The following is a 26,378-nucleotide window of genomic DNA, read 5'->3' as shown; positions in this document are numbered from 1 at the left end:
ATGGCCGTTTTCCGGATCGAGCGATGGGCGCCGCTGGACGCCGCCGAGGCGTGGCGGCGGGTGACCGACTGGCCGGCGCACGGGGCCCGCGTGCCGTTGACCCGGGTGACCGTGGTGCCGGACGGGCCGACGCACGGCGGCAGCCGGATCAACGCGCGTACCGGGGTCGGGCGGTTCGGGTTCGACGATCCGATGGAGGTCGTGCGCTGGGAGCCTCCCGGGCCCGGGCGGGCGGTGGGCCTGTGCCGGCTGGAGAAGCGCGGGCGGGTGGTCACCGGGTGGGCCGAGATCGCCGTCCACGCGGCCACGGACCGCCGTACACGTGTGACGTGGACCGAGGACCTGCGCGTACGGGGCCTGCCGCGCGCCTGCGACGGGCTGCTGGCGCGCGCCGGGCGGCTGGTCTTCGGACGGGCCCTGGCCGGGCTGCTCGAACCCCGGTGAGCTGCTCGGCTCGGCGTCTCGCCGAGGCGGCCCGGCGCGGGTCACCTCGCCGCCGCCCTCACTCCGGCCAGGAGCCGCTGTGCAGGAACTCGTCGATGGCGGCGCTGTACGGGGCGATGTCCAGGCCCTGTTCGGCCAGCCAGTCGTCGGAGTAGTACTTGTCCAGATAGCGCTCGCCGGGGTCGCAGATCAGCGTGACGACGCTGCCGGTGCGGCCTTGCGCGACCATTTCGGCCACGATCTTCAGCGCGCTCCACAGGCCCGTTCCGGTGGAGCCGCCCGCTTTGCGGCCGATGGCGTTCTCCAGCGCCCGGACAGCGGCGATGCTCGCCGCGTCCGGCACCTTCATCATCCGGTCGATGACGCCGGGCACGAAGCTCGGCTCCATGCGGGGGCGGCCGATGCCCTCGATGCGGGAGCCGCAGTCACTGGCGGCCAGCGCGTTGCCGGTGGTCCACCCTTCGAAGAAGCAGGAGTTCTCCGGGTCGGGGACGCAGATGCGGGTGTCGTACTGCATGTAGTGCACGTAGCGGGCGATGGTCGCCGACGTGCCGCCCGTGCCCGCCGTGGCGACGATCCACGCCGGTTCCGGATAGCGCTCCAGGCGCATCTGCTGGTAGATCGACTCCGCGATGTTGTTGTTGCCGCGCCAGTCGGTGGCGCGCTCCGCGTACGTGAACTGGTCCATGTAGTGGCCGCCGGTGCGGGCGGCGAGGGCCGCGGCCTCCTCGTACATCATGCGGGAGTCGTCGACGAAGTGGCACTGGGCGCCCTGGAATTCGATGAGCCGGATCTTCTCGGGGCTGGTGGTGCGCGGCATGACGGCGATGAAGGGCACGCCGATGAGGCTCGCGAAGTACGCCTCGGAGACGGCCGTCGAGCCGCTGGACGCCTCGATGAGGGGCTTGTCGGGGCGGATCCAGCCGTTGCACAGCCCGTAGAGGAAGAGCGAACGCGCCAGGCGGTGCTTGAGGCTGCCGGTGGGGTGGGTGGACTCGTCCTTCAGGTAGAGGTCGATCCCCCACCGCTCGGGCAGCGGGAAGCGCAGCAGGTGCGTGTCGGCGGACCGGGTGGCGTCGGCCTGGACCTTGCGTACGGCTTCCTTCAGCCATGCACGGTAGTCCGGATCGCTCCGGTCCACATCGAGGGTGGGCGCCGGTTGGTTGGTCCCGGCGGCCCCTGTCGTCCCAGCCTGCTCAACAGGGCTCACGCGTTGCGCTCCTCAACTGTCTCCACTGCTGTCTCTCTGCGAACATACCCTCCTCACCTGCGCAAACGTTCACTTTGATGCTCCATAGGACCGGCTTGGGGAACGGCCGGCCGACGCGCCCTGGTGTACACGCGGGTACTTGGGCAGACTGACCGGACCGGCAAGCCGCACGAAGGGGGCGGGAGAGTCATGGCTGGGCCTGATTTCAGCGCCACGGGCGTACGGATCGAGCGGTGGCCGCGTTCGCTGACGAGGGCGGGCGAGGTCCTGATCGAGGACGGCAGGCTGGCCCTGCTCACCAGCTACGGGCGGGTGATCGACAGTGCGCCGGTGCGCGCGGTCCGGGCGGGCAGGCCGTGGTTCGCGGGGCGCGGCGACGCGACCGTGGCGACGCTCAACGGCCACCGCTACCGCCTGACCATGGGGCGGCGCGGCCGCGGGCCGGGCGGGGCCACGGCCCTGGCCGGGCGCTTCCTGGAGGCGGTCCGCACGGCCGGCACGGCCAGGGACCGAGCCAGGGACCGGGCGACGGACCGGACGACGGACCGGGCCGGCGCTTGAGCCAAGGACCGAGACAGACATCGAACCGCGATCGGTGGCCGCAAGTTGCACAACGGTCACCGCTGGTTCACGCTGGTTTGACATCACTACTCAGGGTGCACCGGCGGTGACGCTGCGATCCAGCCCGCCGGAACCGAACAGCCAGCCATCCACTGGATCCGATCTCCGTCTTCTTCCGGACCTATTTCGGGGAGTCGCAGCCGTGATCAGCCAGGCAAGCAGGCAGTGCACGGTAGAGCTCCAAGCCCTGCCGTCGCGGATCGGTCAGGTCCGCAGAATCGTGTCGGCGCAACTGCGCTACTGGAATCTCGACAGTCTGATCGAGAAAGCCGCACTCGGTGTCACCGAGCTGCTGACCAACGTCCACCAGCACGCCCGACCGGACAAGGTGTGCACCGTCGAGCTCGAGCTGCTGCTCGACCGGCTGACGGTCTCGGTCCACGACCACGACCCCCGCCTCCCGACGGTCCTGGAACGCAACCCCGCCGACCCGCTTCCCACTTCGGGGCGCGGCTTGGCCCTGATAGAGGCGTTCAGCGAGAGCTGGGGCGCGCAGCCGCAGGGCGACTCCGGCAAGGTCGTCTGGTTCACGCTTCCGGCGCCTTCGGCCACTCCCCTGCCGCCGATCCCGTCGCTCCCGGTGTACGGGGCGGCCGGCGGCACACCGTTCACGGAACCGGTCCCCTTCGAGACGGTCGAGGCCGTGCGCGAACGGCCCCCGGCCGACCGGTCGCCCGCCGTGGCGGGCTGACCGGACGGCACGGCACACGGCCGGATGCCACGGCCGGATGCCCGTACGGCGGCGAGGAGCCCCTCGTCGCCGTACAGGTATGCACCCCCTCTGTACCTACTGTTATGTACAGTACGATCATGAGCACTCACGACCGGCTGATCGAGGCCACACGGGACCTGCTGTGGGAGCGGGGTTACGTCGGCACCAGCCCCAAGGCCATCCAGCAGCGGGCCGAGGCGGGCCAGGGCAGCATGTACCACCACTTCGCCGGGAAGCCCGCCCTGGCGCTCGCCGCCATCCGCCGTACCGCCGAGGAGATGCGCGCCGCCGCCGAGTCCGCCCTGGGCGGCAGCGGACCGGCGTACGCGCGCATCGAGGCCTACCTGCGGCGGGAGCGCGACGTGCTGCGCGGCTGCCCGGTGGGACGGCTGACGATGGACCCGGACGTCATCGCCGACGCGGAGCTGCTCGCCCCGGTCGAAGAGACACTGGCCTGGCTGCGCGACCGGCTCGCCGGGATCGTCCAGGAGGGCCTGGACTGCGGAGAGTTCACCGGGCCGCTCGACCCCCGGGACACGGCGGCGGCCATCGTCGCGACCGTCCAGGGCGGTTACGTACTGGCCCGCGCGTCGGGCTCCCCCGCCCCCTTCGACACCGCCGTGAACGGCCTGCTCACACTGCTCGCCGCCCGCACCGACCGCACTCCCCGCACCGCCGCCTGAGGAGACCCCGCCGTGCACGCCATGCAGTACGAGATCACCCTGCCCGCCGACTACGACATGGACGTCATCCGCCGTCGGGTCGCGACGAAGGGGCACCTCCTCGACGACTTTCCGGGGCTGGGCCTGAAGGCCTACCTGATACGGGAGCGCGCGGACGGCTCCCCCGTGAACCAGTACGCGCCCTTCTACCTGTGGACGGCGCCCGAGGGCATGAACGCCTTCCTCTGGGGACCCGGCTTCCAGGGCATCGTCCAGGACTTCGGACGCCCCGACGTACAGCACTGGACCGGCCTCTCGTACGAGGAGGGCCCCGCGGCCGCGGCCGCGCCCCGCACCATGACGCGCCGCCGGGTGCGTACGGACGGGAGCGAGAAGCCCGCCGACGCCGTGGGGCGCGCACTGGAGGAGCACCGGTCGCAGGCCGGCGCGGAGGGGGTGGTGGCCGCCGCCCTCGCCGTGGACCCGCGCCACTGGGAGCTGCTTCACGTCACGTTCTGGGCCGGGGACGCACCGCGTCCGGCGGGCGGTGAGGTGTACCGCGTCCTGCATCTGTCGGCGCCGGAACGGCACCGGCTGCCCCGGGGCCGGCAGTGGTGAGGCGCGGGCGGCTCGGATGAGCCTCAGCTCGCCTGGGACGACACCGTGTGCGGTGCGGGGATGGAGCGGCGGGCGAGGTCGGGCAGGACGGTGGCCAGGCCGGCCAAGGCCATGGCCGCGCCCAGCCAGAGGGGGGCGCGCAGGCCCCAGGTCTCGATCACGACGGCGCCCATGGAGGAGCCGAGGATGATGCCGAGGGTGATGAAGGAGGAGTGGACGGTGTTGACGAGCGGGCCGGGGTTGCCGGCCCGCTGGACGCGGGTCGCCATCGCCGGGTTCATGGTGACGCCGGCCAGGCCGATGCCCATCATGCAGACGACGGCCGGGGCGGGCAGGTCTGCGAAGAGGGCGAAGCCGGTGAGGAACAGCAGGTTGAGCACCAGCCCGATGGCGAGCACCGGCACGGTGTGGCGGTCGGCGAAGCGGCCGACGATGTTGTTGCCGACGACGGTGGCGGCACCGTAGGCGATCAGCAACAGGGGGACGGTGCCGCGGGAGAAGCCGGTCACGTCGGTGAGGATCGGGTTGAAGTAGCTGAAGGCCGAGAAGGTGGCACCGATGATGAGGGTGCTGGTGGACAGCGCGACCCACAGCTTGGGCTTCCGGAAGACGCCCATCTCCCGGCGGAAGCCGCCCCCGTCCTCGGCGCGCTCCATGCGTGGCACGCCGAACAGCGTGGCGACGGCGGCGATCACGGTGATCAGGGTGATGGCCCAGAAGGCCGCGCGCCAGCCGAACCGTTCACCGACCAGCGTGGCCATCGGCAGTCCGAGCAGGGTGCCGAGCATCAGGCCGTTCATCGCGACCGCGATCGCGCGGCCGCGGACCTCGGGACGGGCGAGCTGGACGCACAGGGAGATGCCCACGCCGAAGAATGCCTGGGAGGCGATGCCGGTGATGATCCGCGCGGCCATCATCGTGGAGTAACCGGTCGCCGTGGCGGCCAGTACGTTGCCCGCCAGGAAGACGGCGAACAGCGCCATCAGGGCCGTACGCGGGGGCAGGTTCATCAGGGCCACGGTCAGGAGCGGCCCGCCGGCCGCCATGGCCACCGCGAACGCGGTGATGAGGTAGCCGATCTGCGGAATGGTCGCGTTCAGGCCGTCGGCCATCTGCGGCATCAGACCGGCGACCACGAACTCGCTGGTCACCATGGCGAAGATGCCGAGTGCCAGGACGTATACGGCGCGAGGCACGGTTGGTCTCCTTCTCCTTCGGGTGCTCGGCGGACCGGATCAGGTTATGTATCGATCGGTCCAAAACTTGGGCAGGGAACATCGCCGCACAGGGCGACGTGCACGTCAGTGACCGGGTGACTCCGGGGACTCAGCAGGTCAGGGCGTCCATGGTGACGTCGGCGATGGACTCCAGGACGGCCCGGTCGGCGCCGCCCTGACTGGAGACGCGCATGCCGCCGATGGCCGCGTTGACGAAGCGGGCCAGCGCCCCGGCGTCCCGCGTGGACGTGATGCTGCCGTCCCGCCGCCCCTCCTCGATCACCGCGCGCAGGGCCGCCAGCCGACGGGCCGTGTCACGCTCCAGCATCCCCGCCGCGCGGGCGTCCCGACCGGCCAGCTCCACCGTGGTGTTCACGGTCAGGCAGCCCAGGGCGCGACCACCCGCCCGGTGCTCCGTCTCGCCCTCCACGACCATGGCGAACAGGGCACGGAGGCGGTCGGCGGCACTGAGCCGTTCATCGTCGAGAACGGCCAGCTGCGCCGTCGTCATGGTGTCGATGTAGCGGGCCAGCGCGCGCGTGAACAGGTCGCGCTTGCTCTTGAAGGTGTTGTAGATGCTGCTGCGCCCCAACCCCGTGGCTTCGCACAGGTCCTGGGTGGAAGTGGCCTCATAGCCCTTCTCCCAGAACGTACGCATCGCCGCGTTCAGGGCCCTTTCCTCGTCGAACATCCGCGGTCGAGCCATGCCCCGAGCCTAACCGTTTTGGATCGTTCGTTGCAATACCTCGCGCGGACCCGCAGCCGGGCCCACGCGAGCAGCACCAGTACGGCGATCATGAGCGCGGCGTTGGCGCCGTACTTGACCGCGAGGGACGTGTCGCCGAGCGGCTCGACGACGAAGGACAGGGCCGCGTTGACGAGCAAGGCCGCACCGGACACGGCAAGGACATGTCCGGGTCCCCAGTCCCCGCGCCCCGACCACCACAGCAGCACGCCGCCCGCCAGGGCCAGCGCCACAAGGCTCAGCGCAACCCCGCCCCAGCCCGGTGACGACACCTGGTGTGCGCCCAGGAGCACCACGGCCCCGCACCCGACCGCCCACGGCGGCGGCACCCGGTCGCCGGAACCGCGGCCGGGAGACCTCCGCGGCAGCGTGAAGGCGGCCACGATCAGCCCGAGGGCGAGCAGCGCCGTGGCGCCGAACTGCGCGGGCGTGGCCAGGAAATGCTCGCTGTGCTCCTTGAAGATGACCAGAGCGCCCAGCCCGTACAGGACGACCATCACGGTGATGCCGACCCGCCCCAGCCACGGCCGGTCCGCGATGCTCGGGACACAGGACTCCACGACGCCGATCGGTGCGCAGAAACTCCAGACGACATGGCCGCCGACGAAGCCCACCACGTACTTCACGCTGACCCCGAGGCCGGCGATGAAGGTGGGCAGCCGGTCATGGTCCCAGGACGCGTCGTCCACGAAGTCCGGGTTGAACAGGCTCTGGTCGATCACGCCTGCCTGAATCAGTCCGCATGCCGCACTCAGCAGCACCATCGTCGGCCAGCCGCGCCCGGTCCGACGGGCGGCCTCTCGGATCAGCACGGCAACCGTGCCGTACAGCGGGCCGAGCACCAGCAGCCCGGCCAGCATCTCCCATGGATGGCTGATGATCTGGTCATAGCCGATCAGATATTCGGCACAAATGGGCGACAGCAGTAGCAGCCCCACTGCCGCCCCGATCCGTATGCGCCCCGGTACGGGCGCCTGCTCCGACGTCATCCGCGTTCCTTCGTGTGAGGAGAGCACGAATGAAATCATAAACCGAGCACTCGGTCTATTATTGGGATCGCCGGGTGAGGCACCATGGCGGCACACCAGGAGGGAGATCACGGCATGAGGACGGTCGACCCGGCCAAGCACCGGGCCCGGCGGCAGCACATCGTGCGGGCCGCGGCGCAGCTGTTCGCCACGAAGGGCTTCGAGCGCACCACCACGGCGGAGATCTGCAGGGCCGCCGGGATGAGCGCGGGCAACCTGTTCCACTACTTCGCCAACAAGCGGGCGATCTTCCTCGCCGTCTTCGAGGCAGAGGACAGTGACAAGGCCGAACGGATGGCGGCGGCCGAAGCCGCCGACGACCCGTGGAGCGCCCTGCTGGAGGTCGTCGACCTGCTCGCGGCCCCGGCACTGGAGCCGCTCGCCCCGCAGCTGGTCATGGAGGCCATGGTCCAGGCGTACCGGGACCCGGACATCGAAGAGGCGCTGAGCCGGGCCAACGCCGACGAGAAGAAGACGATCGCCACGCTGCTCGGAAGGGCCGCGGCGGCGGGTCGGATCGATCCGGGGCTGGACCCGGACGCCACGGCGTCCTGGGTCGCGAACCTGATCGCCTCGCTCTACACCGGTGCCGCCACCGACCCGAGCTTCAAAGCCGCCGAGCAGCTCCCCACCCTGCGCCTGATTCTGACGCGGTACCTCCGGGCCGAAGCGCGGGAATGATCAGCAAGGGGTCTGGGCCGCCGCCGCGGGCCGGCCCAGGGTGGCGAGCGGGTCGTCGAGGACCGGCTGCCACGCCAGCTCCGCCGCTCCCACCAGGCTGTTGTGGTCCAAGGTGCAGCCCAGGATGGGCACCACGCCGCTGCGGCCCCACAGGCTGCGGTCGGCGACCACGGCACGCAGCCGTTCGGGGTCGGCGGCGAGGAGCTCGCGGTGGAGGCCGCCGAGGATGATCCGGTCGGGGTTGAGGATGTTGACCAGGCCGGCCAGGCCGAGGCCGAGGCGGTCGATGAGCTCCTCGGTGGCGGCCCGTACGGCCGGGTCGTCGCCCTCCGTACGGAGCAGGTCGCGGGCCTGCTGGAGCAGCGACACCTCGGGGCCCGGGTCGCGCCGGGCGGCGGTGAGGAAGGCGAGCGGATCGGTCTCGACGTCGAGACAGCCGCGGCTGCCGCAGTGACAGGGGCGCCCGCCCTCGGGGTGGACGGTGAGGTGGCCGACCTCCAGGGCGAGGCCGGAACTGCCCGTGTGCAGGCGCCCGTCCAGGACCAGGGCGCCGCCGACGCCGCGGTGCCCGGTGGCTACGCAGAGCAGGTGCTGGGCACCGCGGCCCGCGCCGTGGCGGTGCTCGGCGAGGGCGGCCAGGTTGACGTCGTTGCCGGCGAAGGCGGGGCCCTCGATGCCCGCCTTGCGCACCTGTGCGGCGAAGATGTCCCGGACGGGTGCCCCGGCCGGCCAGGCGACGTGCAGCGGGTTGAGCGCCGTCCCCTCCGGTTCGGCGACCGCGGACGGTACGGCGAGCCCGGCGCCCACGCACCGGCGCCCGCTCTCGCGCAGCAGCCGGGCGCCCTCCTCGACGACGGCCGCGAGCACCTGGGCCGGATCGGCCGTGACGGTCACGCAGCCGGGGGCGGTGGCCACGATGCGGCCGCCGAGGCCCACGAGGGCGGCGCGGAAGCCGTCGGCGTGGACCTGTGCCGCGAGGGCGACGGGGCCGTTCTCGTCGACGATGAGCCGGTGGGAGGGGCGGCCCTGGGAGCCGGCCGCCGCGCCGGGGCGGGAGTCGACGCGGATCAGCCCGAGCGCTTCGAGTTCGGCGGCGACGGCGCCGGCGGTGGCGCGGGTGACGCCGAGCTCGGCGGTGAGCACGGCACGGGTGGGCGCGCGACCGGTGTGCACCAGTTCGAGCGCGGGGCCGAGTGCGCTGCGGCCCCTGTCCAGCCGTGATCGGGTCATGGTCGCCTTGCCGTTCATGGGGCCGAGTCTCCCATGATCCAGCATGCGGACGGCCGGTCCGGTCCCGTCCAGTGCCCGGGGCCGACACCCTCCCGCGCCGGTCCGCGAACTGTTTCGGCCGGTCGTGGACGGGTACTGCGGGTGGCTGACGCAAGCTGCGAGGGCGGCGCGAGGTGCGGGAGGAGGTCCCATGTCACGCTCCGACACCAAGGCGGTGGTACGGGCGCTGCTCGACGAGCAGGCGCGCACCTACGCGGAGGAGGCCGGGATCCACCTCAAGGACACCCCGCAGCCGCTGTACCAGCTGCTGGTGCTGGCTCATCTGCTGAGCGCCCGCATCCGCGCCGACATCGCGGTCGCGGCCGCGCGCGCCCTGTTCGCCGCCGGGATGAAGGACGCGCGGCACATGCGCGACGCCACCTGGCAGCAGCGGGTGGACGCACTCGGAGAGGGTGGTTACCGCCGGTACGACGAGCGGACGGCCACCCAGCTGGGGCAGGTCGCCGAGCTCGTCCTCGACGCGTACGGCGGTGATCTGCGCCGGATGCACGAGAAGGCCGGCGGTGACCTGGACCGGTTGCGCGCGCTGCTGCAGGAGGCGCCGGGCATCGGGCCCGCCGGGGCGGACATCTTCCTGCGGGAGGTGCAGGGCGTCTGGCCGGACGTGGCGCCGTACTTGGACGGCAAGACGCTGGACGGCGCGAGACGGCTGGGGCTGCCCACGGACCGCGACAAGCTGGCCGGCCTGGCCGGCGAGGCGGAGCTGCCGACTCTCGCCGCCGCGTTGGTGCGCGCCGCGCTGGACAAGGACGTCGTCGAGGACGTCCGGGAGACAGTCAACGAGACCTGACCAAGGGAGGACCGGATGAGCACCGCCGACCGCGGCGAACTTCCGCTGCCCGACTACGACCAGCTGCCCGTCGGAGCGCTGGAGCACCGCATCCGGGCGCTCAGCGGCGAGCAGATCGACCAGCTGGTGCACTACGAGCACGCGCACGCCGACCGCCCCATGGTCGTCCAGGTCCTGACGGCCCGCAAGCACCAGCTGGAGCAGGGGGCGACCCCGTCCGGTGGTGATCCGGGCGCGTTCCAGCCCGAACATCCGGGCAAGGCCCAGGCCGGCTCGCCGGTCTCGCCCTCCGGTTCGCCGCAGCCGATCCACCCGCCGCCGCACGGCACACCGTTCCAGTCCGGCAAGCCGAAGGGGAACATGGAACGGCCCTGACCGGCCCGCCGCGGAGCCTCACCGCCCGCGGGAGTGAGAGGGGCCGCCCGGACCGGCGCGGTTGTACGCCGGTCCGGGCGGCCCCTATCCTGACTTTGTGCCGCACCTAAACAAACTACGGACGGCCGTTCCGGGGGACTCAGGCGGAGACACCGCCGCACGCTCCCTGGCCCGCCTCCGCACCGCCCTGACCTTGTTCTTCGCCCTCGACGGCTTCCTCTTCGCCGGCTGGGTGGTCCGCATCCCCGCGATCAAGGAGCAGACCGGCTCCTCCCCCAGCGACCTCGGGCTCGCCCTGCTGGGCGTGTCGGCCGGCGCCGTCCTGACCATGACCCTCACCGGCCGGCTCTGCCGCCGCTTCGGCACCCACCCGGTCACGGTGGCGGCCGGCGTCCTGCTCTCGCTGAGCATCGCGCTGCCGCCGCTGACCCACTCGGCCCTCGCGCTCGGCCTGGTGCTGCTGGTCTTCGGCACCGCGTACGGCGGCATCAACGTGGCCATGAACAGCGCCGCCGTCGAGCTCGTCGCCGCGCTGCGCCGCCCTGTGATGCCCAGCTTCCACGCCGCCTTCAGCCTCGGCGGCATGCTCGGCGCCGGACTCGGCGGACTCGTCGCGGGCGGCCTCGCGCCCCGCACGCACCTGCTGGGCCTCACCGTCACCGGCCTCCTCGTGACCGCCGCGGCCGGTTCCGTACTGCTGCGCCATCCGTCCCCCACCCCGGCGGAGGCGCTTGCCTCGGACGAGCCCGCGCCGCGGCTCATGGACCGCCGGACACGCGGCCTGGTCACCGTCTTCGGGGTGATCGCGCTCTGCACGGCGTACGGCGAGGGCGCGATGGCCGACTGGAGCGCGCTCCACCTGGAGCAGGACCTGGACGCTCACCCAGGCGCGGCGGCCGCCGGCTACTCGCTCTTCGCGCTCGCCATGACCGCCGGGCGCCTCTCCGGTACGGCGCTGCTGCAGCGGCTCGGCCAGACCCGGACGCTGGTGGCGGGCGGGTTGGCCGCGGCCGCCGGGATGCTGCTGGGCGCGCTCGCGCCGACGGTGTGGCTCGCGCTGCTGGGCTTCGCGGTGACGGGCCTCGGCCTGGCGAACATCTTCCCCGTGGCGGTGGCCCGCGCGGGCGCGCTGGCCGGCGCGGGCGGGGTGGCCGCCGCGTCCACGCTCGGCTACGGCGGCATGCTGCTGGGGCCGCCGGCGATCGGGTTCCTGGCCGACTGGTTCTCGCTGCCGGTCGCGCTGACGACCGTGGCGATGCTGGCCGCCGGGGCGGCGATGATCGGTTACGCGGTGCGGGGCGCGTCGGCGCGGGACGCGTCGGTGGGGGGCGCGTCGGCGCGGGAAATTCCGGGGCCGGAGGCCGGTGGCCGCTGACACAATCCCCGCATGGAGATCACCGAGTACCTCGAAACCCTGGCCCGCGACGGCCGGTTGATGGCCGAGGCCGCCGAGAAGGTCGGCCTCGACGCGCCCGTGCCGCCCTGTCCCGGGTGGCGCGTGCGGGACGCGCTGCGGCACACCGGCGTGGTGCACCGCTGGGCCACGGCGTTCGTCGTGGAGGGGCACAGCTCCTTCCATCCCATGGCGGACGAGCCCGACCTGGACGGCGACGAGCTCGTGGCGTGGTTCCGGGAGGGCCACGGGCTCCTCGTCCGGGCGCTGTCGGACGCGCCCGACTCCCTGGAGTGCTGGACCTTCCTGCCCGGGTCCTCGCCGCGCGGCTTCTGGTCGCGGCGCCAGGCTCACGAGACGGCCGTCCACCGGGTGGACGTCCAGGCGGCGGCGCTCGACGACGCGGCACTCGGGCCGGTCGACGCGGAGTTCGCGGCCGACGGGATCGACGAACTGCTGTGCGGCTTCCACGCCCGGGAGAAGAGCCGGGTGCGTACGCAGGAGCCGGCCGTCCTGCGCGTACGGGCGACCGACACCGGCGACGTGTGGACCGTACGGCTGTCGGCCGAGCCGCCGCGGGCGACGCGGGGCGACGACGAGGGCGCGGCCGGCTGCGAGCTGAGCGGCCCCGCGGAGCGGCTCTACCTGGCCCTGTGGAACCGGCTGCCGCAGAGCGCCGTGACCGTTACGGGCGACGAGCGCCTGGCGCGGCTGTGGCGGGAAACCTCCGCCATCATCTGACGGTGGGAGTGCTCAGGCCCGGCAGGCGGCCCCCTAGGCGCCCGGCGATCCCGGCTGCGCTTCGGCCAGCGCCCGGCCGAGCACGGCGCGCTGCAGGGGCCGCACCTCGGCGTGCCGTGCGCGCCCCAGGTCCGTCAGGGCGACCTCGACCCCGCGCCGGTCCTGGCTGCACATGCCGCGCGTGACGAGGCCCTCCTTCTCCAGGCGGGCGACGAGCCGGGACAGGGCGCTCTGGCTGAGGTGCACCCGGGACGCGAGCTCCTGAACGCGGTAGGACGAGCCGTCCTCCTCGGCCGCGGCCTCGGCCAGGGCGTCGAGGACCTCGAAGTCGCTGGCGCCGAGGCCGTAGGGATGCAGCTCGCGGTCGAGTTCGCAGGTCGTACGGGCATGCAGGGCACGCACACCGTGCCACCGCTCGACGAGCGCACGCTCGGAGTTCGACGCAGCCATGGGCACAAGTTACCAGAGACGAGGAGTTCGTTGCAACGGAATTAAATGCGTTTGCATTCAATGCAAGCGCATGTACTGTGCTCCGCATGAATTCTCCGCTCAACGGTTCGTCCCCCTCGTCGCAGGAGCGCTGGAGCCCACGCCTGTGGGGCACCCTGCTGGTGCTCTGCGCCGCGATGTTCCTCGACGCCCTCGACGTGTCCATGGTCGGCGTCGCCCTGCCGTCCATCGGCGCCGACCTGGGCCTGTCCACCGCCACCCTGCAGTGGATCGTCAGCGGCTACATCCTCGGCTACGGAGGCCTGCTCCTCCTGGGTGGCCGGGCCGCCGACCTCCTCGGCCGCCGCCGCGTCTTCCTCATCGCGCTCGCCGTCTTCGCGCTCGCCTCCCTGCTCGGCGGTCTCGTCGACTCCGGCCCGCTGCTGATCGCCAGCCGCTTCATCAAGGGCCTCAGCGCCGCGTTCACCGCGCCCGCCGGACTCTCGATCATCACCACCACCTTCAAGGAGGGGCCGCAGCGCAACCGGGCCCTGTCCATCTACACGACCTGCGCCGCCACCGGCTTCTCCATGGGCCTGGTGCTCTCGGGCCTGCTCACCGAGCTCAGCTGGCGCTGGACCATGCTGCTGCCCGCGCCGATCGCGCTCATCGCGCTCGTCGTCGGTCTGCGGATGATCCCGCACAGCGACCGCGAGGACGCCCGCGGCGGTTACGACCTGCCGGGCGCCGTCACCGGCACGGCCGCGATGCTGCTGCTGGTCTTCACCGTCGTCGAGGCGCCCGAGGTGGGCTGGGCCTCCACCCGCACCCTGCTGTCGTTCCTGGCGGCCGCCGTCCTGCTCGCCGCCTTCGTGGCCATCGAACGGCGCACCGCGAGCCCGCTGCTGCGCCTCGGCGTGCTGCGCTCCGGCTCGCAGCTGCGGGCCCAGCTCGGCGCCGCCACCTTCTTCGGCTCGTACGTCGCCTTCCAGTTCATCGTGACGCAGTACATGCAGGGGCTGCTCGGCTGGAGCGCGCTGCAGACCGCGCTCGCCTTCCTGCCGGCCGGCCTGCTGGTGGCGCTCTCCTCCACCAAGGTCGGTGACGTGGTGGACCGGTTCGGTACGCCGCGGGTGATCGCGACCGGCTTCGCGCTGCTCGTCGCCTCGTACGCGATCTTCCTCCAGGTCGACCTCACCCCTCGGTACGCGGCCGTCATCCTGCCGTCGATGCTGCTGCTGGGCGCGGCCTGCGCGCTGACCTTCCCGTCGCTCAACATCCAGGCGACGAACGGCGTGGACGACGACGAGCAGGGCATGGTCTCCGGCCTGCTGAACACCTCCGTCCAGGTGGGCGGCGCCATCTTCCTCGCCGTGGTGACGGCCGTGATCACGGCCGGCGGCGCCGAGGGCGGCTCCCGGCAGGCGGTCCTGGACAGCTTCCGGCCCGGCCTGGCCGTGGTCACCGCCATCGCGGCCGCCGGCCTGCTCATCACCCTGACCGGTCTGCGCCGCGCCCGTACGGGCGGGCCGTCGGTGGTGGTCGCCAAGTCGACGACGCCGGTGGCCCCTGTGACCGACGACGCGGCCGAGGCCGTCGGCGTACGGGACTGACGCCACGCCAGGTGGTTCTCGCGGCCGGTGGGTTGTGCGCTTGCCCACCGGCCGCCCGCTTGTCAGACTGCCAGGCATGGGGACCAGGACACAGGCGCAGCGTGACGCCATGACCGTCGAGATCGGCTACGCCCTGCTGACCGGCGTCTTCGTCGCGGCGGGGCTCTTCTGTCTGGTGGCGGCCCCCGTGGTCGGCCTCGACCTGGACGGCGGCGCCGAGCGGTCGGTGCTGGTCGCGGCCGCCGTCACCGCGTGCCTGGGGTTCGCGACCCGCGTCGTCCGCGTGCTGTGGCGGTTCGGGGACGGTCGGGCGGCCGGGCCGGAGGCGTAAGCCCGTAGGACGGGTTCAACCGCCCACCGTCGAGAACTACCGGCCCGCTCAGGGCGTCGCGCGGTGGCGAGGAGGTCCCGCTGGGGCCGCCGAAGCAGCGGTCCGTGCTCGCCGTGCTGCTCCACCAGGACGGCAGGCCGATGTCGTACGGGGCGCTCGTCGAGGCCGTGGGGGGCGCCGAAGTCCCCGCGCACGTACGGAACCTGGTGCAGAAGTACGTCTCCGGGCTGCGGCGCGCCCTCGCCGGCGGGGCCGGTGGACCGGAGCTCACGTGGACCGGGAGCGGGTACCGGCTCAGCGGTGCGCGGATCGACGACGTGGCGGAGCGGCGCGCCCTGGTCGACGCGGCGGTCGCGGCGCGGGATGCCGGGGACCGGGCGCGGGCGTACGAACTGGTGCGGCGGGCCGAGGAGTTGTGGCGCGGCGAGTACGCCGAGGGGCTGACGGGGCCGTATCTGGATGCCGAGCGGCGGCGCTGGGCGGAGAAGCGGCTGCTGGTGCTGGAGGCGCGGCTGGCGTCCGAGATCGAGCGGGGGCGCGCGTACGAGTGCGTCCACGAGCTGGTCCGCCAGGTCGCGGCGCATCCCCTGCGGGAGGGGCTGACCGCGCTGCTGATGCTGGCCCTCTACCGCGCCGGGCGCTCCACCGACGCGCTCCTCGCGTACGAGGACGCGCGGCGGCGCATCGCCGAGTCCATCGGCGCGGATCCGGGACCGGGGCTGCGCGAGCTGCACCGGCGGATCCTGCGCCAGGACCCGGCGCTCCTGCCGGACGCCGTGCACGCGCCCGCCGGGTAGCGCCCGGTCGGGGGTCCGGTCCGGGGTTCGGTCCGTGTGCGACGATCACGGGATGCGGCGGCCCCAGGCTGCCGGCCCTTACCGAGAGGGGAGTCAGGTGGAGGACGACGAGATACGCGCGCACTTCGACGGCCGCGCACGTGTCGTGCTGCGGCCCGGCCGGTTCACCGACGCGATGCGGCACCGGGCCGACGCGATGGCCCACGCGCTCGGCTACCGGCTGCTCGCCGTCCGCACCACCTGGCCCAGCGGAGTCCAGCTCGACTACGAGCGCGACGACTCCCCACAGGCACACCGCCGCAGGGAGCTGGCCATCGCCCGGCTGCGGGCCGGCGGGCCGCTGTTGTCGGGGGTCGAGCCGCCCCCGCCACCGCCGCCGGGTCCACCGCCGCCGGCTCCCACGGGGCCTCCCCGGCGGCCGGTCCGGCCGCCCGCGGAGCCCCCGCCGCCTCCGTCCAGCGTGGGACCGGCCGGGCCCCGGATTCCGCCGCCGCCTCCGTATCCGCCTCCGCCGCCTCCCCCGCCTGCGCCTCCGGCCGCACCCGCCGGTTGACAGCCCCGCGCCACGCCGAGCGCGCGCGCCGGGCACGCACGCCGGGTGCGCCGCCGCGTCAGCCCTCGACGCGGCGGTCCAGGGCGTCCAGGGCCCGGCGCGCCATCCCGTGTGAGCGGATGAGGCCGGCCAGCGTCGTCACGCCGCGGGTGATGTCCGCGAAGGCGTGCCACGCCGGGCGGAAGCCGGTGATCGCCGCGTGCAGCAGCCCGGGCCGGCGCTCGAACAGCGCCAGCATCCGCCGGCCGACCGCCATCTCCACGCCCAGGCCCGACTTGATGGCGAACGCGTAGTTCAGCGCCTGCCGCCGCGCGTCGACCGCGTCGTGGGACTCGGCGAGCCGCACCGCCCACTCCCCCGCCAGCCGCCCGGAGCGCAGCGCGTACGAGATGCCCTCGCGGGTCCACGGCTCCAGCAGCCCGGCCGCGTCCCCGCACACCAGCACCCGGCCCCGCGACAGCGGCGAGTCGTCGCTGCGGCAGCGGGTCAGGTGGCCCGAGGAGAGGGCCGGTTCGAAGCCGGCGAGCCCGAGGCGGGCGATGAAGTCCTCCAGGTACCGCTTGGTCGCCGCGCCCTCGCCGCGCGCCGAGATCACGCCCACGGTGAGCGTGTCGCCCTTCGGGAACACCCAGCCGTAGCTGCCGGGCATCGGGCCCCAGTCGATGAGCACCCGGCCCGCCCAGTCCTCCGCGACGGTCGGCGGCACCGGGATCTCGGCCTCCAGCCCCAGGTCCACCTGGTCGAGCTTCACGCCCACATGGGCTCCTATCCGGCTGGCGCTGCCGTCCGCGCCGACGACCGCCCGCGCGAGCACGACCTCGCCGTCGGCCAGGACCACGGCGACCGTGCGCCGGTCGGGCACGGCGGTGCCGTGCTGCTCGACGCGCGCCACCGTCGCGCCGGTCCGCAGCTCGGCGCCCGCCTTCTGGGCGTGCTCGACGAGCGCGGCGTCGAACTCCGGGCGGTTGATCAGCCCGAACAGCATGCGCCGGGAGCGGCGCGTCCGCGCGAAGCGGCCGTTCAGCGAGAACGTCACGGCGTGCACCCGGTCCTGGAGCGGCAGCTCGAAGCCGGGTGGCAGCGCGTCGCGCGAGGGGCCGATGATGCCACCGCCGCAGGTTTTGTAGCGGGGCAGCTCCGCCTTCTCCAGGAGCAGCACCCGGCGGCCCGCGACGGCCGCCGCGTAGGCCGCGGACGCCCCGGCCGGTCCTGCCCCGACCACGACGACATCCCACACCGGCGCGGAGTGCTCGTTACCGGCGTCTGCGTTCTCGCTGCTCACGATGTGCTTCTGCTCCTGTCCCGACGTCCGGCCGAACCCGGCCCGTGCCCATGATCTCGATCGCATCCTACGGCTCGGGCGCGCGCCACCCCCTGTGGGAGGATCGGACGTGCGTTCGCCGTACACGCAACGGTCACCACCGTCAGTCCAACGTCGCACCCACCAGGAGCGTGCCCATGTCCGCCAGCACCGCCGACCCGACCACCGCGCCGATCGCCGAGACCGTCGCCTCCCTCATGCCCCGCGCGAAGGCGGAGCTCGCGGAGCTGGTGGCGTTCCAGTCGGTGGCGGACCCGGCGCAGTTCCCCCCGAGCGAGTGCGAGGCCGCGGCGGCGTGGGTGGCGGACGCCCTGCGCGCGGAGGGCTTCCGGGACGTGGCCGTCCTGGACACCCCGGACGGCTCGCAGTCGGTGTATGGGTACCTGCCCGGCCCGGCGGGCGCGCCGACGGTCCTGCTGTACGCGCACTACGACGTGCAGCCGCCGCTGGACCTGGCCGGCTGGGTGACTCCGCCGTTCGAGCTGACCGAGCGGGAGGACGGCCGCTGGTACGGCCGCGGCGCCGCGGACTGCAAGGGCGGTGTCATCATGCACCTGCTGGCGCTGCGCGCCCTCAAGGTGAACGGCGGGATCCCGGTGGGCGTCAAGGTGATCGTCGAGGGCTCCGAGGAGCAGGGCACGGGCGGCCTGGAGCGGTACGCCGAGGAGCACCCGGAGCTGCTGGCGGCGGACGCGATCGTGATCGGCGACGCGGGGAACTTCCGCGCCGGTCTGCCCACCGTGACGGCGTCGCTGCGCGGGATGACGATGCTGCGCGTCCAGGTGGACACGCTGGAGGGCAACCTGCACTCGGGGCTGTTCGGCGGCGCCGCGCCGGACGCGCTGGCCGCGCTCATCCGCGTCCTGGACTCGCTGCGTGCCGAGGACGGCTCGACGACCGTGGACGGGCTGGCGGCGGACGGCCGGTGGGAGGGGCTCCGGTATCCCGAGGAGGACTTCCGCAAGGACGCGAAGGTGCTCGACGGGGTGGACCTGATCGGTCACGACGCGGTCGGCGACCGGCTGTGGGCACGCCCGGCCGTGACCGTCATGGGCATCGACTGCCCGCCCGTGGTCGGGGCCACGCCGTCCGTGCACGCCTCCGCGCGGGCGCAGATCAGCCTGCGGGTGCCGCCGGGCCAGGACGCCGCGGAGGCGACGAAGCTGCTGGCGGCGCACGTGGAGGCGCACACGCCGTGGGGCGCGCGGGTGTCGGTGGAGCAGGTGGGGCAGGGCCAGCCGTTCCGGGCGGACACCACGAGCCCGGCGTACAGCTCCATGGCCCAGGCGCTGCGGGCGGCCTACCCGGGCGAGGAGATGCAGGCGGTGGGCATGGGCGGCTCGATCCCGCTGTGCAACACGCTGGCCGCGCTCTACCCGGAGGCGGAGATCCTGCTGATCGGGCTGAGCGAGCCGGAGGCGCAGATCCACGCGGTGAACGAGAGCGTGTCGCCGGAGGAGCTGGAGCGGATGTCGGTCGCGGAGGCGCACTTCCTGGTGAACTACGCGCACTCGAAGCGGGTTTGAGCCCGGCGCGGTCCGCCCGGCCCGATCCGCCCGGAGCGGAATCCGCGCTCGGCGGAAGGCCGGGGCACAGGGCGCGGTCCGGGCGTACGTTCGCCCCATGAACGATCACTTTCCTGACCTCGACCTCGTCGAGGTGACGCCCCGGCTGCACATGCTCCGCTTCTCGATCGGTCAGGCCTACCTGTGGCGTGACGCGGACGACGACCTGACGCTCGTCGACGCGGGCTGGGCGGGCGCGGCCCCGGCCATGGAGGCGGCGATACGCCGGGCCGGGCTGCGCCCGGAGGGCCTGCGCCGCATCGTGCTGACGCACTGCCACCGCGACCACGTGGGCGCGGCGGGAGAGCTCGCCGGCCGGTACGGCGCGGAGGTGATGGCGCACGCGCTGGACGCGCCGGTGGTACGGGGCGAGGCGCCGGTCCCGGACCCGGTCCTCCTGGACTGGGAGGTGCCGCTGTACGAGCACGGGCTGACGGTTCCGCCGGCGCCGCCGACCCGGGTGGACCGCGAGCTGGCGGACGGCGACGAGCCGGGCTTCGGCGACGGGGCCCGGGTGGTGCACACGCCCGGCCACACGCCCGGCTCGATCGCGCTCCATCTGCCGCGCCACGGCGTGCTGTTCACGGGTGACACCGTGGCGTCGGTGGGACAGGTGGCGCTCGGCGTGTTCCATGTGGACCGCGAGGGGGCGAAGGCCTCGATGCGGCGGCTGGCCGAGCTCGCCCCGGACACGGTCTGCTTCGGGCACGGGGACCCGCTGACGACCGACGCGGCGCCGGTGCTGCGCGCGGCGGCGGACCGCGACGCGGCACCGACGCCCTGAGGCGTGTCCGGGGTCCCGCCGCTCAGCCCACCGGGATGCCCGCCTCCAGGTTCAGCACGGTGCCGCGTTCGCGGGCGCGCAGGGCCCAGCGGAGGCGTTCGTACCGGATCGGCGGGAGGAGCCCCGAGGCCTCCTCCTCGGTGACGAACCGCCAGGCGCGCAGCTCCGCTCCGGGCAGCAGGACCCCGGCGGCCTGGGCCCCGGTGAGGCGGCCGCCGTCGAAGAGGAGGCGCAGGCCGCCGTAGCCGGGCGGGCGGGGCGGTTCCCAGTCGACTAGGAGCAGCTTCGGTACGGCGTCGAGTTCGAGCCCTATCTCCTCGGCGACCTCCCGCATGCCGGCCCGGGCCGGCGCCTCGCCCGGCTCCACGACCCCGCCGGGGAACTCCCAGCCGGGCTTGTAGGTCGGGTCGACGAGCAGGACGCGGTCCTGGTCGTCGAAGAGCAGCACCCCGGCGGCGAGCGTCTCGCCGGTCGGCTCCGGTGTCTGCACGATCTCGCACGCGTCGACCGCCCCGCCGCGCACCGCCGTGGCGATCGCCTCGGCGGTCTCGTACGGAGTGAGGCGGCTGTTGTCGACGGCGTACGCGTCCGAGCCCAGCCAGCCGCCGAGCGCCGCGCGGTAGGGCTCGATGCGGGCGTACGCCCACTGCCGGACGCGCTCGTCGCCGTCCGGGTCGGCGTCGTCTTCCCGGCGCTCGGCGATACGCCTGCGCAGGATCGTTTCGTCCGGTGTCAGTACGACATGGTGTACGGCGATGCGGCGGGAGGCGAGCCCGCCGAAGATCTCGTCGCGGTACTCCTGTCGCAGCAGCGTCATGGGTACCACCAGCACCCCGCCGACCTCCGCGAGCAGCGCGGCCGCGGCGTCGACGACCAGCCGCCGCCACAGGGGCAGGTCCTGGTAGTCGGTCACCTCGGCGAGCCTCTTCTGCGGCAGCAGGTGGTCCAGCGCCCCGCCGATGACCTCCGGGTCGTACAAGGTGCTGTTCGGGATCAGATCGATCAGTTCGCGCGCGGTACTGGTCTTGCCCGCACTGAACGCACCGTTGATCCAGACGATCACGGCTCCCCCTCCTCCGTAGCCCCCAGTGGCTTTGCCCGCACCACACTGCCACGGAAACCCGCGGCCGGACAGACCGGCGTAGACACTGTCTACGCCGTTCTGGTAGACACCGTCCATGACAGAGACGACCTCAGGGCTGAGGGCCCGCTTGATCGAGACCGGCGTCGAACTGCTCCACAGTGAAGGGATCCCGTCCCTGACGCTGCGTGAGATCGCCCGACGGGCAGGGGTGTCGCACGGCGCACCGCGCCGCTACTTCCCGACCCACCTGTCCCTGCTGTCGGCCATCGCCCGGGAGGGCTTCGCCGATCTCGCCGAGCGGGTCGGCGCGGCCCTCGCCGCCGAGGGCGAAACGTCCCCCAGGGACCGGCTCCTGGCCCTGGGGCGCGTCTACGTGGATTTCGCACGGACGCACCACGGCATGTTCGAGCTGATGTTCCGTCACGACCTGCTGGAGAGCGGCGGCGAGCCGGGGCTTCGCCGGACGACGCTGCCCCTCTTCGACGTCCTCGTGGACCTGGTCGCCCGCGCACGCCCCGGCGGCGAACCGGCGCCGGCGGTCGTCGCGGGCGCGCTCTGGGCGAACCTGCACGGCATCGCGCAACTGTGGCGTTGGGGCAGCCTGCCCCTCGCGACCGGCTGCGACGACGTGGAACCGCTGCTGCGCGCCGCGCTCGACGCGCACCTGGGGAACGAGGCCGCGGCGGAGACGGGGCCGGAGAGCCGGTGAACACGCGACGCCATCGGCGGCTCATCCTCACGGGCAGCGTCGCGGGGGCGGCGATCGTCGCCCTGGACGGGACCGTGCTGACCGTCGCCCAGCCCACCCTGGGGCGGGACCTGCACGCCTCCTTCACCCAGGTCCAGTGGACGAGCACCGGGTACCTCATCGCCGTGGCGAGCCTGCTGGTGTTCGCCGGGCGGCTCGGCGACCGGTACGGCCACCAGCGGCTCTTCGCCGTGGGCATCCTCGGCTTCGGCGCGGCCTCGGCGGGCATCGGCCTGGCGCCCGGCGTGGGCTGGGTGATCGCCCTGCGGGTCGTCCAGGGCGTCTTCGGGGCGCTGCTGCAACCGGCCACGCTGGGCATGCTGCGCGCCGCGTACCCGCCCGACCGGATCGGCCGGCCCCTCGGGCTGCGGACGGCCGCGATCGGCCTGGCGGCCGCGGCGGGGCCGGTGGTGGGCGGGGTGCTCACCACGCAGTTCGGCTGGCGGGCGGTCTTCCTGCTCAACGTGGTCCCGGCGGTCGTGATCGGTGTGGCGGCGTTCGCGGTGCGCCTGCCGGAGCCGGGGCCCCGGCGCACGGTGGGGCTCGATCTGCCGGGCGCGTGCCTGCTGGCCCTCACGCTGGTGTGCCTGGTCCACACCCTCGTCGGCATCCCGGCGGCCGGCTGGACGGCCGCGACGACGCCGGGGCTGGTCGCGGCGGCGGCCTGCGGCGGAGCGTTCCTCCTGTGGGAACGGCGTACGGAGAGCCCGCTGCTGCCGCCGGAGGTGCTCGGGTCGGCGACCGTGGCCACGTCGCTGGCGGTCCTGCTGGCGGCGTCGGCCTCGCTGTTCGGCGCGCTGTTCGCCGGGACGTACTTCCTCCAGGAGGTCCTCGCCCTGGACCCGCTGGGAAGCGGCCTCACGGCGCTGCCGCTGGCCGTGATGATGGTCCTGAGCGCGGCGGTCGCGGATCGGCTGCTGCGCCGCCATGGGCCGCGCCGGACGACCGTGGCGGCGATGGCGCTGCTCGCGCTCGGCGCCTTGGCGCTGTCGTGGCTCGCACTGTCCGGAACCGATTCCGGTTCCGCGGCCGGCGGCGGCTTCCTGCTCCTGGGTGCCGGGTTCGGCACGGTCATGGTCACCGCCACCGCCGTTCTCGTACGCCACGTACCGGTCGCGTACGCCGGGGTGGCGGGCGGGTTGCAGCAGACGGCGATGAACGTCGGGCCGGCGCTCGGCGTCGCCGTGGCGACCATGGTGATGGCCCTGACGGCGCCCGGCACCGGCGCGCCGCGGTCGGCGTGGGCCGCCGAGGGCTTCCCCTCCGCGATCGGCGTGACGCTCGCGGTCCTCGCGGCCGTCGCCGCGGCCGGGGCACTGTGCGCGACGGCGCTGCCCGCGCGCGGGAGCGCGAGCGACGGGCCGGGTCGCGGAGGCCGGACCGACAGCCGCGCTGAGAGCCGTGCGAGCGTCGGCTGCGGCGCCGAGCGACGGTGAACCGCCCTACGGGCAGCTGGGCGTGGGGTTCAGTTCCGCGACGCTGTCGAGCGGGATGTCGATGCTCCGGCCCTGGGCCTGGACGCGGACGCGGCCGTCGCCGCTTCCGGAGGCCAGGGTTCCGCAGAAGGTCCCGGCCGGCGTCGTCACCCGCAGCAGCTGACCGGCCGGTGCCGCGGGCGCGGGCGCGGGCCACCACGAGGTGGCCGCTGCCGCGGCGACCAGTACGACGGCCACGAAGGTGAGGGTCAGCCCGGCGCGCAGCCGACGAGCCGCCCGCTCCTGGGCCTGCGCCGCCGGTCCGTCCGCTCCCGCGGCCCCCTGTGTCGCCCCGGGCTCCGGCACCGGGCCCGGCAGCGGCCACGCCACGCGTGCCACCAGGCAGGTCGCCCAGCACGCCACGGCGAGCGCCACCAGGACCAGGACGCCCGCCACCTCCTCGATGGCGCGCGGAGCCGCCGTCGCGCCACCGCCGCCGCTCTTGAGCACCCCGCAGATGCCGATGAATCCGAAGACCGCGAGCTGGACGGTGTGCCAGCCACGCGCGGAGGTCTGCAGGTCACTCACGCCTCGAATGTTACCGTCTGTGCTGATATCGGCACCTGGTGTCATGAGCAGCTCGCCCTTCGACGGGCGGTTCGACGGGAGCGCACGTGAAGATCGCCTGCGTCGGCGGAGGGCCCGCCGGTCTCTACTTCGCCCTCCTTATGAAACGCCACGACCCGTCCCATGACGTCACCGTCCACGAACGCAACCCGGCAGGCTCGACGTACGGCTGGGGCGTGACCTACTGGCCCGGGCTGCTCGACAAGCTGTACGCGCACGACCCCGAGTCCGCCCGTGCCATCGCCGAGCACTCGGTCCGCTGGAGCGGCGGCGTCGCGCACATCCGCGACGAGACCACGGCGCACCACGGCGACGAGGGCTTCGGCATCGGCCGCCGCCGGCTGCTCGGCGTCCTCGCCGAGCGTGCCCGGGACCTGGGCGTGCGGCTGGAGTTCGGGCACGAGGTGACGGACGCCGGGGCGGACGGGCTGCCCGAGGCCGACCTGGTCGTCGCCGCCGACGGGGTGCACAGCGGGCTGCGCGACCGCCACGCCGCGCACTTCGGCACCGAGGTGGCCGTGGGGCGCAACACGTACGTCTGGCTCGGCACCACCAAGGTCTTCGACGCCTTCACCTTCACCTTCGTGGAGACCGCGCACGGCTGGATCTGGTGTTACGCCTACGGCTACAGCGAGGACCACAGTACCTGCGTCGTCGAGTGTGCGCCGGAGACCTGGCGGGGCCTCGGCCTCGACCGGGCGTCCCAGGCCGAGGGGCTGGCGCTGCTGGAGGAGCTGTTCGCGAAAACGCTGGACGGCCACCGGCTGATCGGCCGGGCGCACCCCGACGGCAGCGCGCAGTGGCTGAACTTCCGTACGGTCACGAACCGGACGTGGTACCGCGACAACGTCGTCCTGGTCGGCGACGCCGCCCACACCACGCACTACTCCATCGGCGCGGGCACCACGCTGGCGCTGGAGGACGCGATGGCGCTGGCGGGCGCGCTGCGCGCGTCACCCGCACTCCAGCCGGCCCTCGCCCGCTACGAGCGGGAGCGGACGGCGGCCCTCCTCCCCCTCCGTAGCGCCGCCCGATACAGCGCGCAGTGGTACGAGTGCCTGCCCCGGTACGTGAACCTGACGCCGCCGCAGATGTTCGCGCTGCTGGGCCAGCGGCACTCGCCGCTGCTGCCGCACGTCCCGCCCCAGCTGTACTACCGGCTCGACCGGGCGGCCGATCGGCTGGAGGCGCTGCGCAGGCTCAAGCGATGGCTGGGCCCGAGGGTCGCGGGCACCTTGCAGGCCGCTCGCTCGCGCCAGGGAGTGTCCGCGAAGTAGCGTCGTCCGCCCGCAGGGCGGGCAGACGGACTTTGCGGACAAGACTCAGGGCGCAGCGGGCGGACTCTGCCCCTTGCGGGGCCCTTGCCCGTCTCTCGCCGATTGCGTGACCGCGTCGAGGTGGGCAAAGACGACGGTGTTCTCCGTGTACCGCTTCTTCTCGTGGTCGTAACTCCCCCCACAGGTGATCAGCCGTAGCTGGGCGTCGGCAGTGTCGGAGTAGACACGTTCGTCAGGGAAGTCGTCCTGCGGGAAACTCTCGATGGTGTCGACGACAAAGGTCGCGGTGGTGCCGTCTTTGCGGCTGATGGCGACTCGGTTGCCTGGCTGCACTGTGCTGAGCCGGGCGAAAACAGCCGGGGAGGTCTTGGTGTCGAGGTGCCCGGCGACGACGGCGGTGCCGAGCTGGCCAGGGGAGACACCGGCAGCGAACCAGCCCACCAGGTTCACATCGTCGTCCGGTGGTGCTTCCAGTCGCCCTGACGGGCCGATGGACAGGTCGGTGAAGGGGGCGTCAACGCCGATCGCGGGGATCCGCAGCCGTGTCGGTACCGAGCGGGGCAAGGACAGCGGGGACTGTTTCCCGACACTCGCTCTGGGTGGCTGGGGAGGTGCCGCCACCTGGCGGACCGGCGCGGGGGCGGACGGCGCGCTCACAGGTTCGGCCCAACTGAGCACGACCACCACGAGTGCCAGCGGCCACAGCAGCATCGGCACGACGCGACGGGACGCCTGTACGCCCCGCAATGCCTTTCGTACGGATGCTGGACGGATCCTCATCACCGACAGCCACCTTCTTCGACGCACGATCCGAGGCCTGAGCCTTTCCGTGTCGCGACCGTGGGACCGCAGCGCCCGCGTGCGAGGGCAGCCGCGGTCCCACGTCTTCACTTCCGGCTATCGCGACCTTCAGGCCGCGTCACCGCCGCTCACGCTCCGGCGCCGGACCATGTAGGCGCCGACACCCAGGCCGCCCAGCAGCACCAGCCCTCCGGCCGCCATCGAGCCCGAGGAGGCAAGGCCCCCGCCGCCGGCGTGCACGCCACCACGCGGCTTGTCCTGCTCGTCCTTCTTCTCGTGGTCCTTCTTCGAACCGTCGTCCTTCTTCGAGCCGTCGTCCTCCTTCGACGACTTGTGCTCCTTGTCCCAGTCGTCACCCGACGTCGTGGCCAGCAGACCGCCACCGGCGTGCACGCCACCACGCGGCTTGCCCTGCTCGTCCTTCTTCTCGTGGTCCTTCTTCGAACCGTCGTCCTTCTTCGAGCCGTCGTCCTCCTTCGACGACTTGTGCTCCTTGTCCCAGTCGT

At 73.2% G+C, this 26,378-nt stretch carries 29 protein-coding genes and 1 pseudogene; 19 read left to right on the top strand and 11 right to left on the bottom strand.

Features of this window, described 5'->3' with window-relative positions:
- Window positions 1-444 carry an SRPBCC family protein gene (locus ACIRNI_RS20680; RefSeq protein ID WP_403552970.1) on the top strand — a complete coding sequence of 148 codons (444 nt, stop codon included), beginning with the start codon at window positions 1-3 and terminating at the stop codon, window positions 442-444.
- A gap of 58 nt (window positions 445-502) precedes the next feature.
- Here the strand turns inward: ACIRNI_RS20680 and ACIRNI_RS20675 are convergent, their stop codons facing one another.
- Window positions 503-1,654: a PLP-dependent cysteine synthase family protein gene (locus tag ACIRNI_RS20675; protein ID WP_403552968.1), complete on the bottom strand. Its 1,152-nt coding sequence runs from the start codon at window positions 1,652-1,654 to the stop codon at window positions 503-505.
- Window positions 1,655-1,843: 189 nt separating this feature from the next.
- Here ACIRNI_RS20675 and ACIRNI_RS20670 point away from each other — a divergent pair, with 189 nt between their 5' ends.
- The 4 genes from ACIRNI_RS20670 to ACIRNI_RS20655 all read left to right on the top strand — a co-directional run bounded on the left by ACIRNI_RS20670 (window position 1,844) and on the right by ACIRNI_RS20655 (window position 4,267).
- On the top strand, window positions 1,844-2,215 hold the full coding sequence (locus ACIRNI_RS20670) for a hypothetical protein (RefSeq protein WP_403552967.1): 372 nt from the start codon (window positions 1,844-1,846) through the stop codon (window positions 2,213-2,215).
- Between the two features lie 202 nt (window positions 2,216-2,417).
- Complete coding sequence (locus tag ACIRNI_RS20665; RefSeq protein ID WP_403552965.1) at window positions 2,418-2,966, top strand: ATP-binding protein; 549 nt, start codon at window positions 2,418-2,420, stop codon at window positions 2,964-2,966.
- Between the two features lie 119 nt (window positions 2,967-3,085).
- Entirely contained in the window at window positions 3,086-3,670 is a 585-nt protein-coding gene (locus ACIRNI_RS20660; RefSeq protein WP_403552963.1) for a TetR/AcrR family transcriptional regulator, read from the top strand.
- A gap of 12 nt (window positions 3,671-3,682) precedes the next feature.
- A complete protein-coding gene (locus ACIRNI_RS20655; RefSeq protein ID WP_403552961.1) occupies window positions 3,683-4,267 on the top strand; it encodes a DUF4865 family protein in 585 nt (194 codons plus the stop codon).
- A 23-nt stretch (window positions 4,268-4,290) separates the two neighbouring features.
- On the opposite strand, the gene ACIRNI_RS20650 is transcribed toward ACIRNI_RS20655, so the two are convergent.
- The 3 genes from ACIRNI_RS20650 to ACIRNI_RS20640 all read right to left on the bottom strand — a co-directional run bounded on the left by ACIRNI_RS20650 (window position 4,291) and on the right by ACIRNI_RS20640 (window position 7,218).
- Entirely contained in the window at window positions 4,291-5,463 is a 1,173-nt protein-coding gene (locus ACIRNI_RS20650; protein WP_403552960.1) for an MFS transporter, read from the bottom strand.
- Between the two features lie 130 nt (window positions 5,464-5,593).
- Window positions 5,594-6,190 carry a TetR/AcrR family transcriptional regulator gene (locus tag ACIRNI_RS20645; protein ID WP_403552958.1) on the bottom strand — a complete coding sequence of 199 codons (597 nt, stop codon included), beginning with the start codon at window positions 6,188-6,190 and terminating at the stop codon, window positions 5,594-5,596.
- Window positions 6,151-7,218 (bottom strand): hypothetical protein, encoded by a 1,068-nt coding sequence (locus ACIRNI_RS20640; RefSeq protein ID WP_403552956.1) that lies wholly within the window; start codon window positions 7,216-7,218, stop codon window positions 6,151-6,153. The genes ACIRNI_RS20645 and ACIRNI_RS20640 overlap by 40 nt, the downstream gene beginning before the upstream one ends.
- A 114-nt stretch (window positions 7,219-7,332) precedes the next feature.
- Between ACIRNI_RS20640 and ACIRNI_RS20635 the strand changes: the two genes are divergently transcribed.
- The gene (locus ACIRNI_RS20635; RefSeq protein ID WP_403552954.1) at window positions 7,333-7,938 is read left to right on the top strand and encodes a TetR/AcrR family transcriptional regulator; all 606 of its coding nucleotides are present in this window, start codon (window positions 7,333-7,335) and stop codon (window positions 7,936-7,938) included.
- Here the strand turns inward: ACIRNI_RS20635 and ACIRNI_RS20630 are convergent, their stop codons facing one another.
- The gene (locus ACIRNI_RS20630) at window positions 7,939-9,186 is read right to left on the bottom strand and encodes an ROK family protein (protein ID WP_403552952.1); all 1,248 of its coding nucleotides are present in this window, start codon (window positions 9,184-9,186) and stop codon (window positions 7,939-7,941) included.
- Between the two features lie 172 nt (window positions 9,187-9,358).
- Between ACIRNI_RS20630 and ACIRNI_RS20625 the strand changes: the two genes are divergently transcribed.
- From ACIRNI_RS20625 to ACIRNI_RS20610, 4 genes are all read left to right on the top strand, one after another.
- Complete coding sequence (locus ACIRNI_RS20625) at window positions 9,359-10,018, top strand: endonuclease (RefSeq protein ID WP_403552950.1); 660 nt, start codon at window positions 9,359-9,361, stop codon at window positions 10,016-10,018.
- Window positions 10,019-10,033: 15 nt separating this feature from the next.
- Window positions 10,034-10,393, top strand: coding sequence for a hypothetical protein (locus tag ACIRNI_RS20620; protein ID WP_355360653.1), 360 nt, complete (start codon window positions 10,034-10,036; stop codon window positions 10,391-10,393).
- A 97-nt stretch (window positions 10,394-10,490) separates the two neighbouring features.
- Window positions 10,491-11,768: an MFS transporter gene (locus tag ACIRNI_RS20615; RefSeq protein WP_403552948.1), complete on the top strand. Its 1,278-nt coding sequence runs from the start codon at window positions 10,491-10,493 to the stop codon at window positions 11,766-11,768.
- Between the two features lie 12 nt (window positions 11,769-11,780).
- Complete coding sequence (locus ACIRNI_RS20610; RefSeq protein WP_403552946.1) at window positions 11,781-12,527, top strand: maleylpyruvate isomerase family mycothiol-dependent enzyme; 747 nt, start codon at window positions 11,781-11,783, stop codon at window positions 12,525-12,527.
- A gap of 33 nt (window positions 12,528-12,560) precedes the next feature.
- Here the strand turns inward: ACIRNI_RS20610 and ACIRNI_RS20605 are convergent, their stop codons facing one another.
- Window positions 12,561-12,977: a MarR family winged helix-turn-helix transcriptional regulator gene (locus tag ACIRNI_RS20605; RefSeq protein WP_403552944.1), complete on the bottom strand. Its 417-nt coding sequence runs from the start codon at window positions 12,975-12,977 to the stop codon at window positions 12,561-12,563.
- Between the two features lie 86 nt (window positions 12,978-13,063).
- On the opposite strand from ACIRNI_RS20605, the gene ACIRNI_RS20600 reads away from it, so the two are divergent.
- The 4 genes from ACIRNI_RS20600 to ACIRNI_RS20585 all read left to right on the top strand — a co-directional run bounded on the left by ACIRNI_RS20600 (window position 13,064) and on the right by ACIRNI_RS20585 (window position 16,250).
- Window positions 13,064-14,569, top strand: a complete 1,506-nt coding sequence (locus tag ACIRNI_RS20600) for an MFS transporter (RefSeq protein WP_403552942.1) — start codon at window positions 13,064-13,066, stop codon at window positions 14,567-14,569.
- Window positions 14,570-14,645: 76 nt separating this feature from the next.
- Complete coding sequence (locus ACIRNI_RS20595; protein WP_403552940.1) at window positions 14,646-14,900, top strand: DUF6332 family protein; 255 nt, start codon at window positions 14,646-14,648, stop codon at window positions 14,898-14,900.
- Between the two features lie 80 nt (window positions 14,901-14,980).
- The gene (locus ACIRNI_RS20590; RefSeq protein ID WP_403553280.1) at window positions 14,981-15,697 is read left to right on the top strand and encodes a BTAD domain-containing putative transcriptional regulator; all 717 of its coding nucleotides are present in this window, start codon (window positions 14,981-14,983) and stop codon (window positions 15,695-15,697) included.
- 97 nt (window positions 15,698-15,794) lie between these two features.
- Window positions 15,795-16,250: a hypothetical protein gene (locus ACIRNI_RS20585; protein WP_403552938.1), complete on the top strand. Its 456-nt coding sequence runs from the start codon at window positions 15,795-15,797 to the stop codon at window positions 16,248-16,250.
- A gap of 58 nt (window positions 16,251-16,308) precedes the next feature.
- Here ACIRNI_RS20585 and ACIRNI_RS20580 read toward each other — a convergent pair whose 3' ends face one another.
- Window positions 16,309-17,532, bottom strand: a complete 1,224-nt coding sequence (locus ACIRNI_RS20580) for a geranylgeranyl reductase family protein (RefSeq protein WP_403552936.1) — start codon at window positions 17,530-17,532, stop codon at window positions 16,309-16,311.
- Window positions 17,533-17,708: 176 nt separating this feature from the next.
- On the opposite strand from ACIRNI_RS20580, the gene ACIRNI_RS20575 reads away from it, so the two are divergent.
- Entirely contained in the window at window positions 17,709-19,097 is a 1,389-nt protein-coding gene (locus ACIRNI_RS20575) for a dipeptidase (protein WP_403552934.1), read from the top strand.
- Window positions 19,098-19,194: 97 nt separating this feature from the next.
- On the top strand, window positions 19,195-19,920 hold the full coding sequence (locus ACIRNI_RS20570; RefSeq protein ID WP_403552932.1) for an MBL fold metallo-hydrolase: 726 nt from the start codon (window positions 19,195-19,197) through the stop codon (window positions 19,918-19,920).
- Between the two features lie 22 nt (window positions 19,921-19,942).
- Here ACIRNI_RS20570 and ACIRNI_RS20565 read toward each other — a convergent pair whose 3' ends face one another.
- A complete protein-coding gene (locus ACIRNI_RS20565; protein WP_403552930.1) occupies window positions 19,943-20,983 on the bottom strand; it encodes an NUDIX domain-containing protein in 1,041 nt (346 codons plus the stop codon).
- Window positions 20,984-21,098: 115 nt separating this feature from the next.
- Between ACIRNI_RS20565 and ACIRNI_RS20560 the strand changes: the two genes are divergently transcribed.
- Window positions 21,099-21,713: a TetR/AcrR family transcriptional regulator gene (locus ACIRNI_RS20560; RefSeq protein ID WP_403552928.1), complete on the top strand. Its 615-nt coding sequence runs from the start codon at window positions 21,099-21,101 to the stop codon at window positions 21,711-21,713.
- Window positions 21,710-23,188, top strand: a complete 1,479-nt coding sequence (locus ACIRNI_RS20555) for an MFS transporter (protein WP_403552926.1) — start codon at window positions 21,710-21,712, stop codon at window positions 23,186-23,188. Before ACIRNI_RS20560 ends, ACIRNI_RS20555 begins: the two co-directional genes overlap by 4 nt.
- A 6-nt stretch (window positions 23,189-23,194) precedes the next feature.
- Here the strand turns inward: ACIRNI_RS20555 and ACIRNI_RS20550 are convergent, their stop codons facing one another.
- Window positions 23,195-23,755: a hypothetical protein gene (locus ACIRNI_RS20550; protein WP_403552924.1), complete on the bottom strand. Its 561-nt coding sequence runs from the start codon at window positions 23,753-23,755 to the stop codon at window positions 23,195-23,197.
- An 86-nt stretch (window positions 23,756-23,841) separates the two neighbouring features.
- Between ACIRNI_RS20550 and ACIRNI_RS20545 the strand changes: the two genes are divergently transcribed.
- On the top strand, window positions 23,842-25,071 hold the full coding sequence (locus ACIRNI_RS20545) for an FAD-dependent monooxygenase (protein ID WP_403552923.1): 1,230 nt from the start codon (window positions 23,842-23,844) through the stop codon (window positions 25,069-25,071).
- Between the two features lie 45 nt (window positions 25,072-25,116).
- Here ACIRNI_RS20545 and ACIRNI_RS20540 read toward each other — a convergent pair whose 3' ends face one another.
- Both ACIRNI_RS20540 and ACIRNI_RS20535 read right to left on the bottom strand, forming a co-directional pair.
- Entirely contained in the window at window positions 25,117-25,782 is a 666-nt protein-coding gene (locus ACIRNI_RS20540) for a class F sortase (RefSeq protein ID WP_403553279.1), read from the bottom strand.
- Between the two features lie 198 nt (window positions 25,783-25,980).
- A pseudogene (locus ACIRNI_RS20535) lies at window positions 25,981-26,378 on the bottom strand (hypothetical protein); the annotation flags it as partial.

It is taken from the genome of Streptomyces sp. NPDC093546 (assembly GCF_044765045.1).
GTDB lineage: Bacteria > Actinomycetota > Actinomycetes > Streptomycetales > Streptomycetaceae > Streptomyces.
Note: the sequence above shows the minus strand (reverse complement) of the source record. Positions and strands in the feature narration are given on the sequence as shown.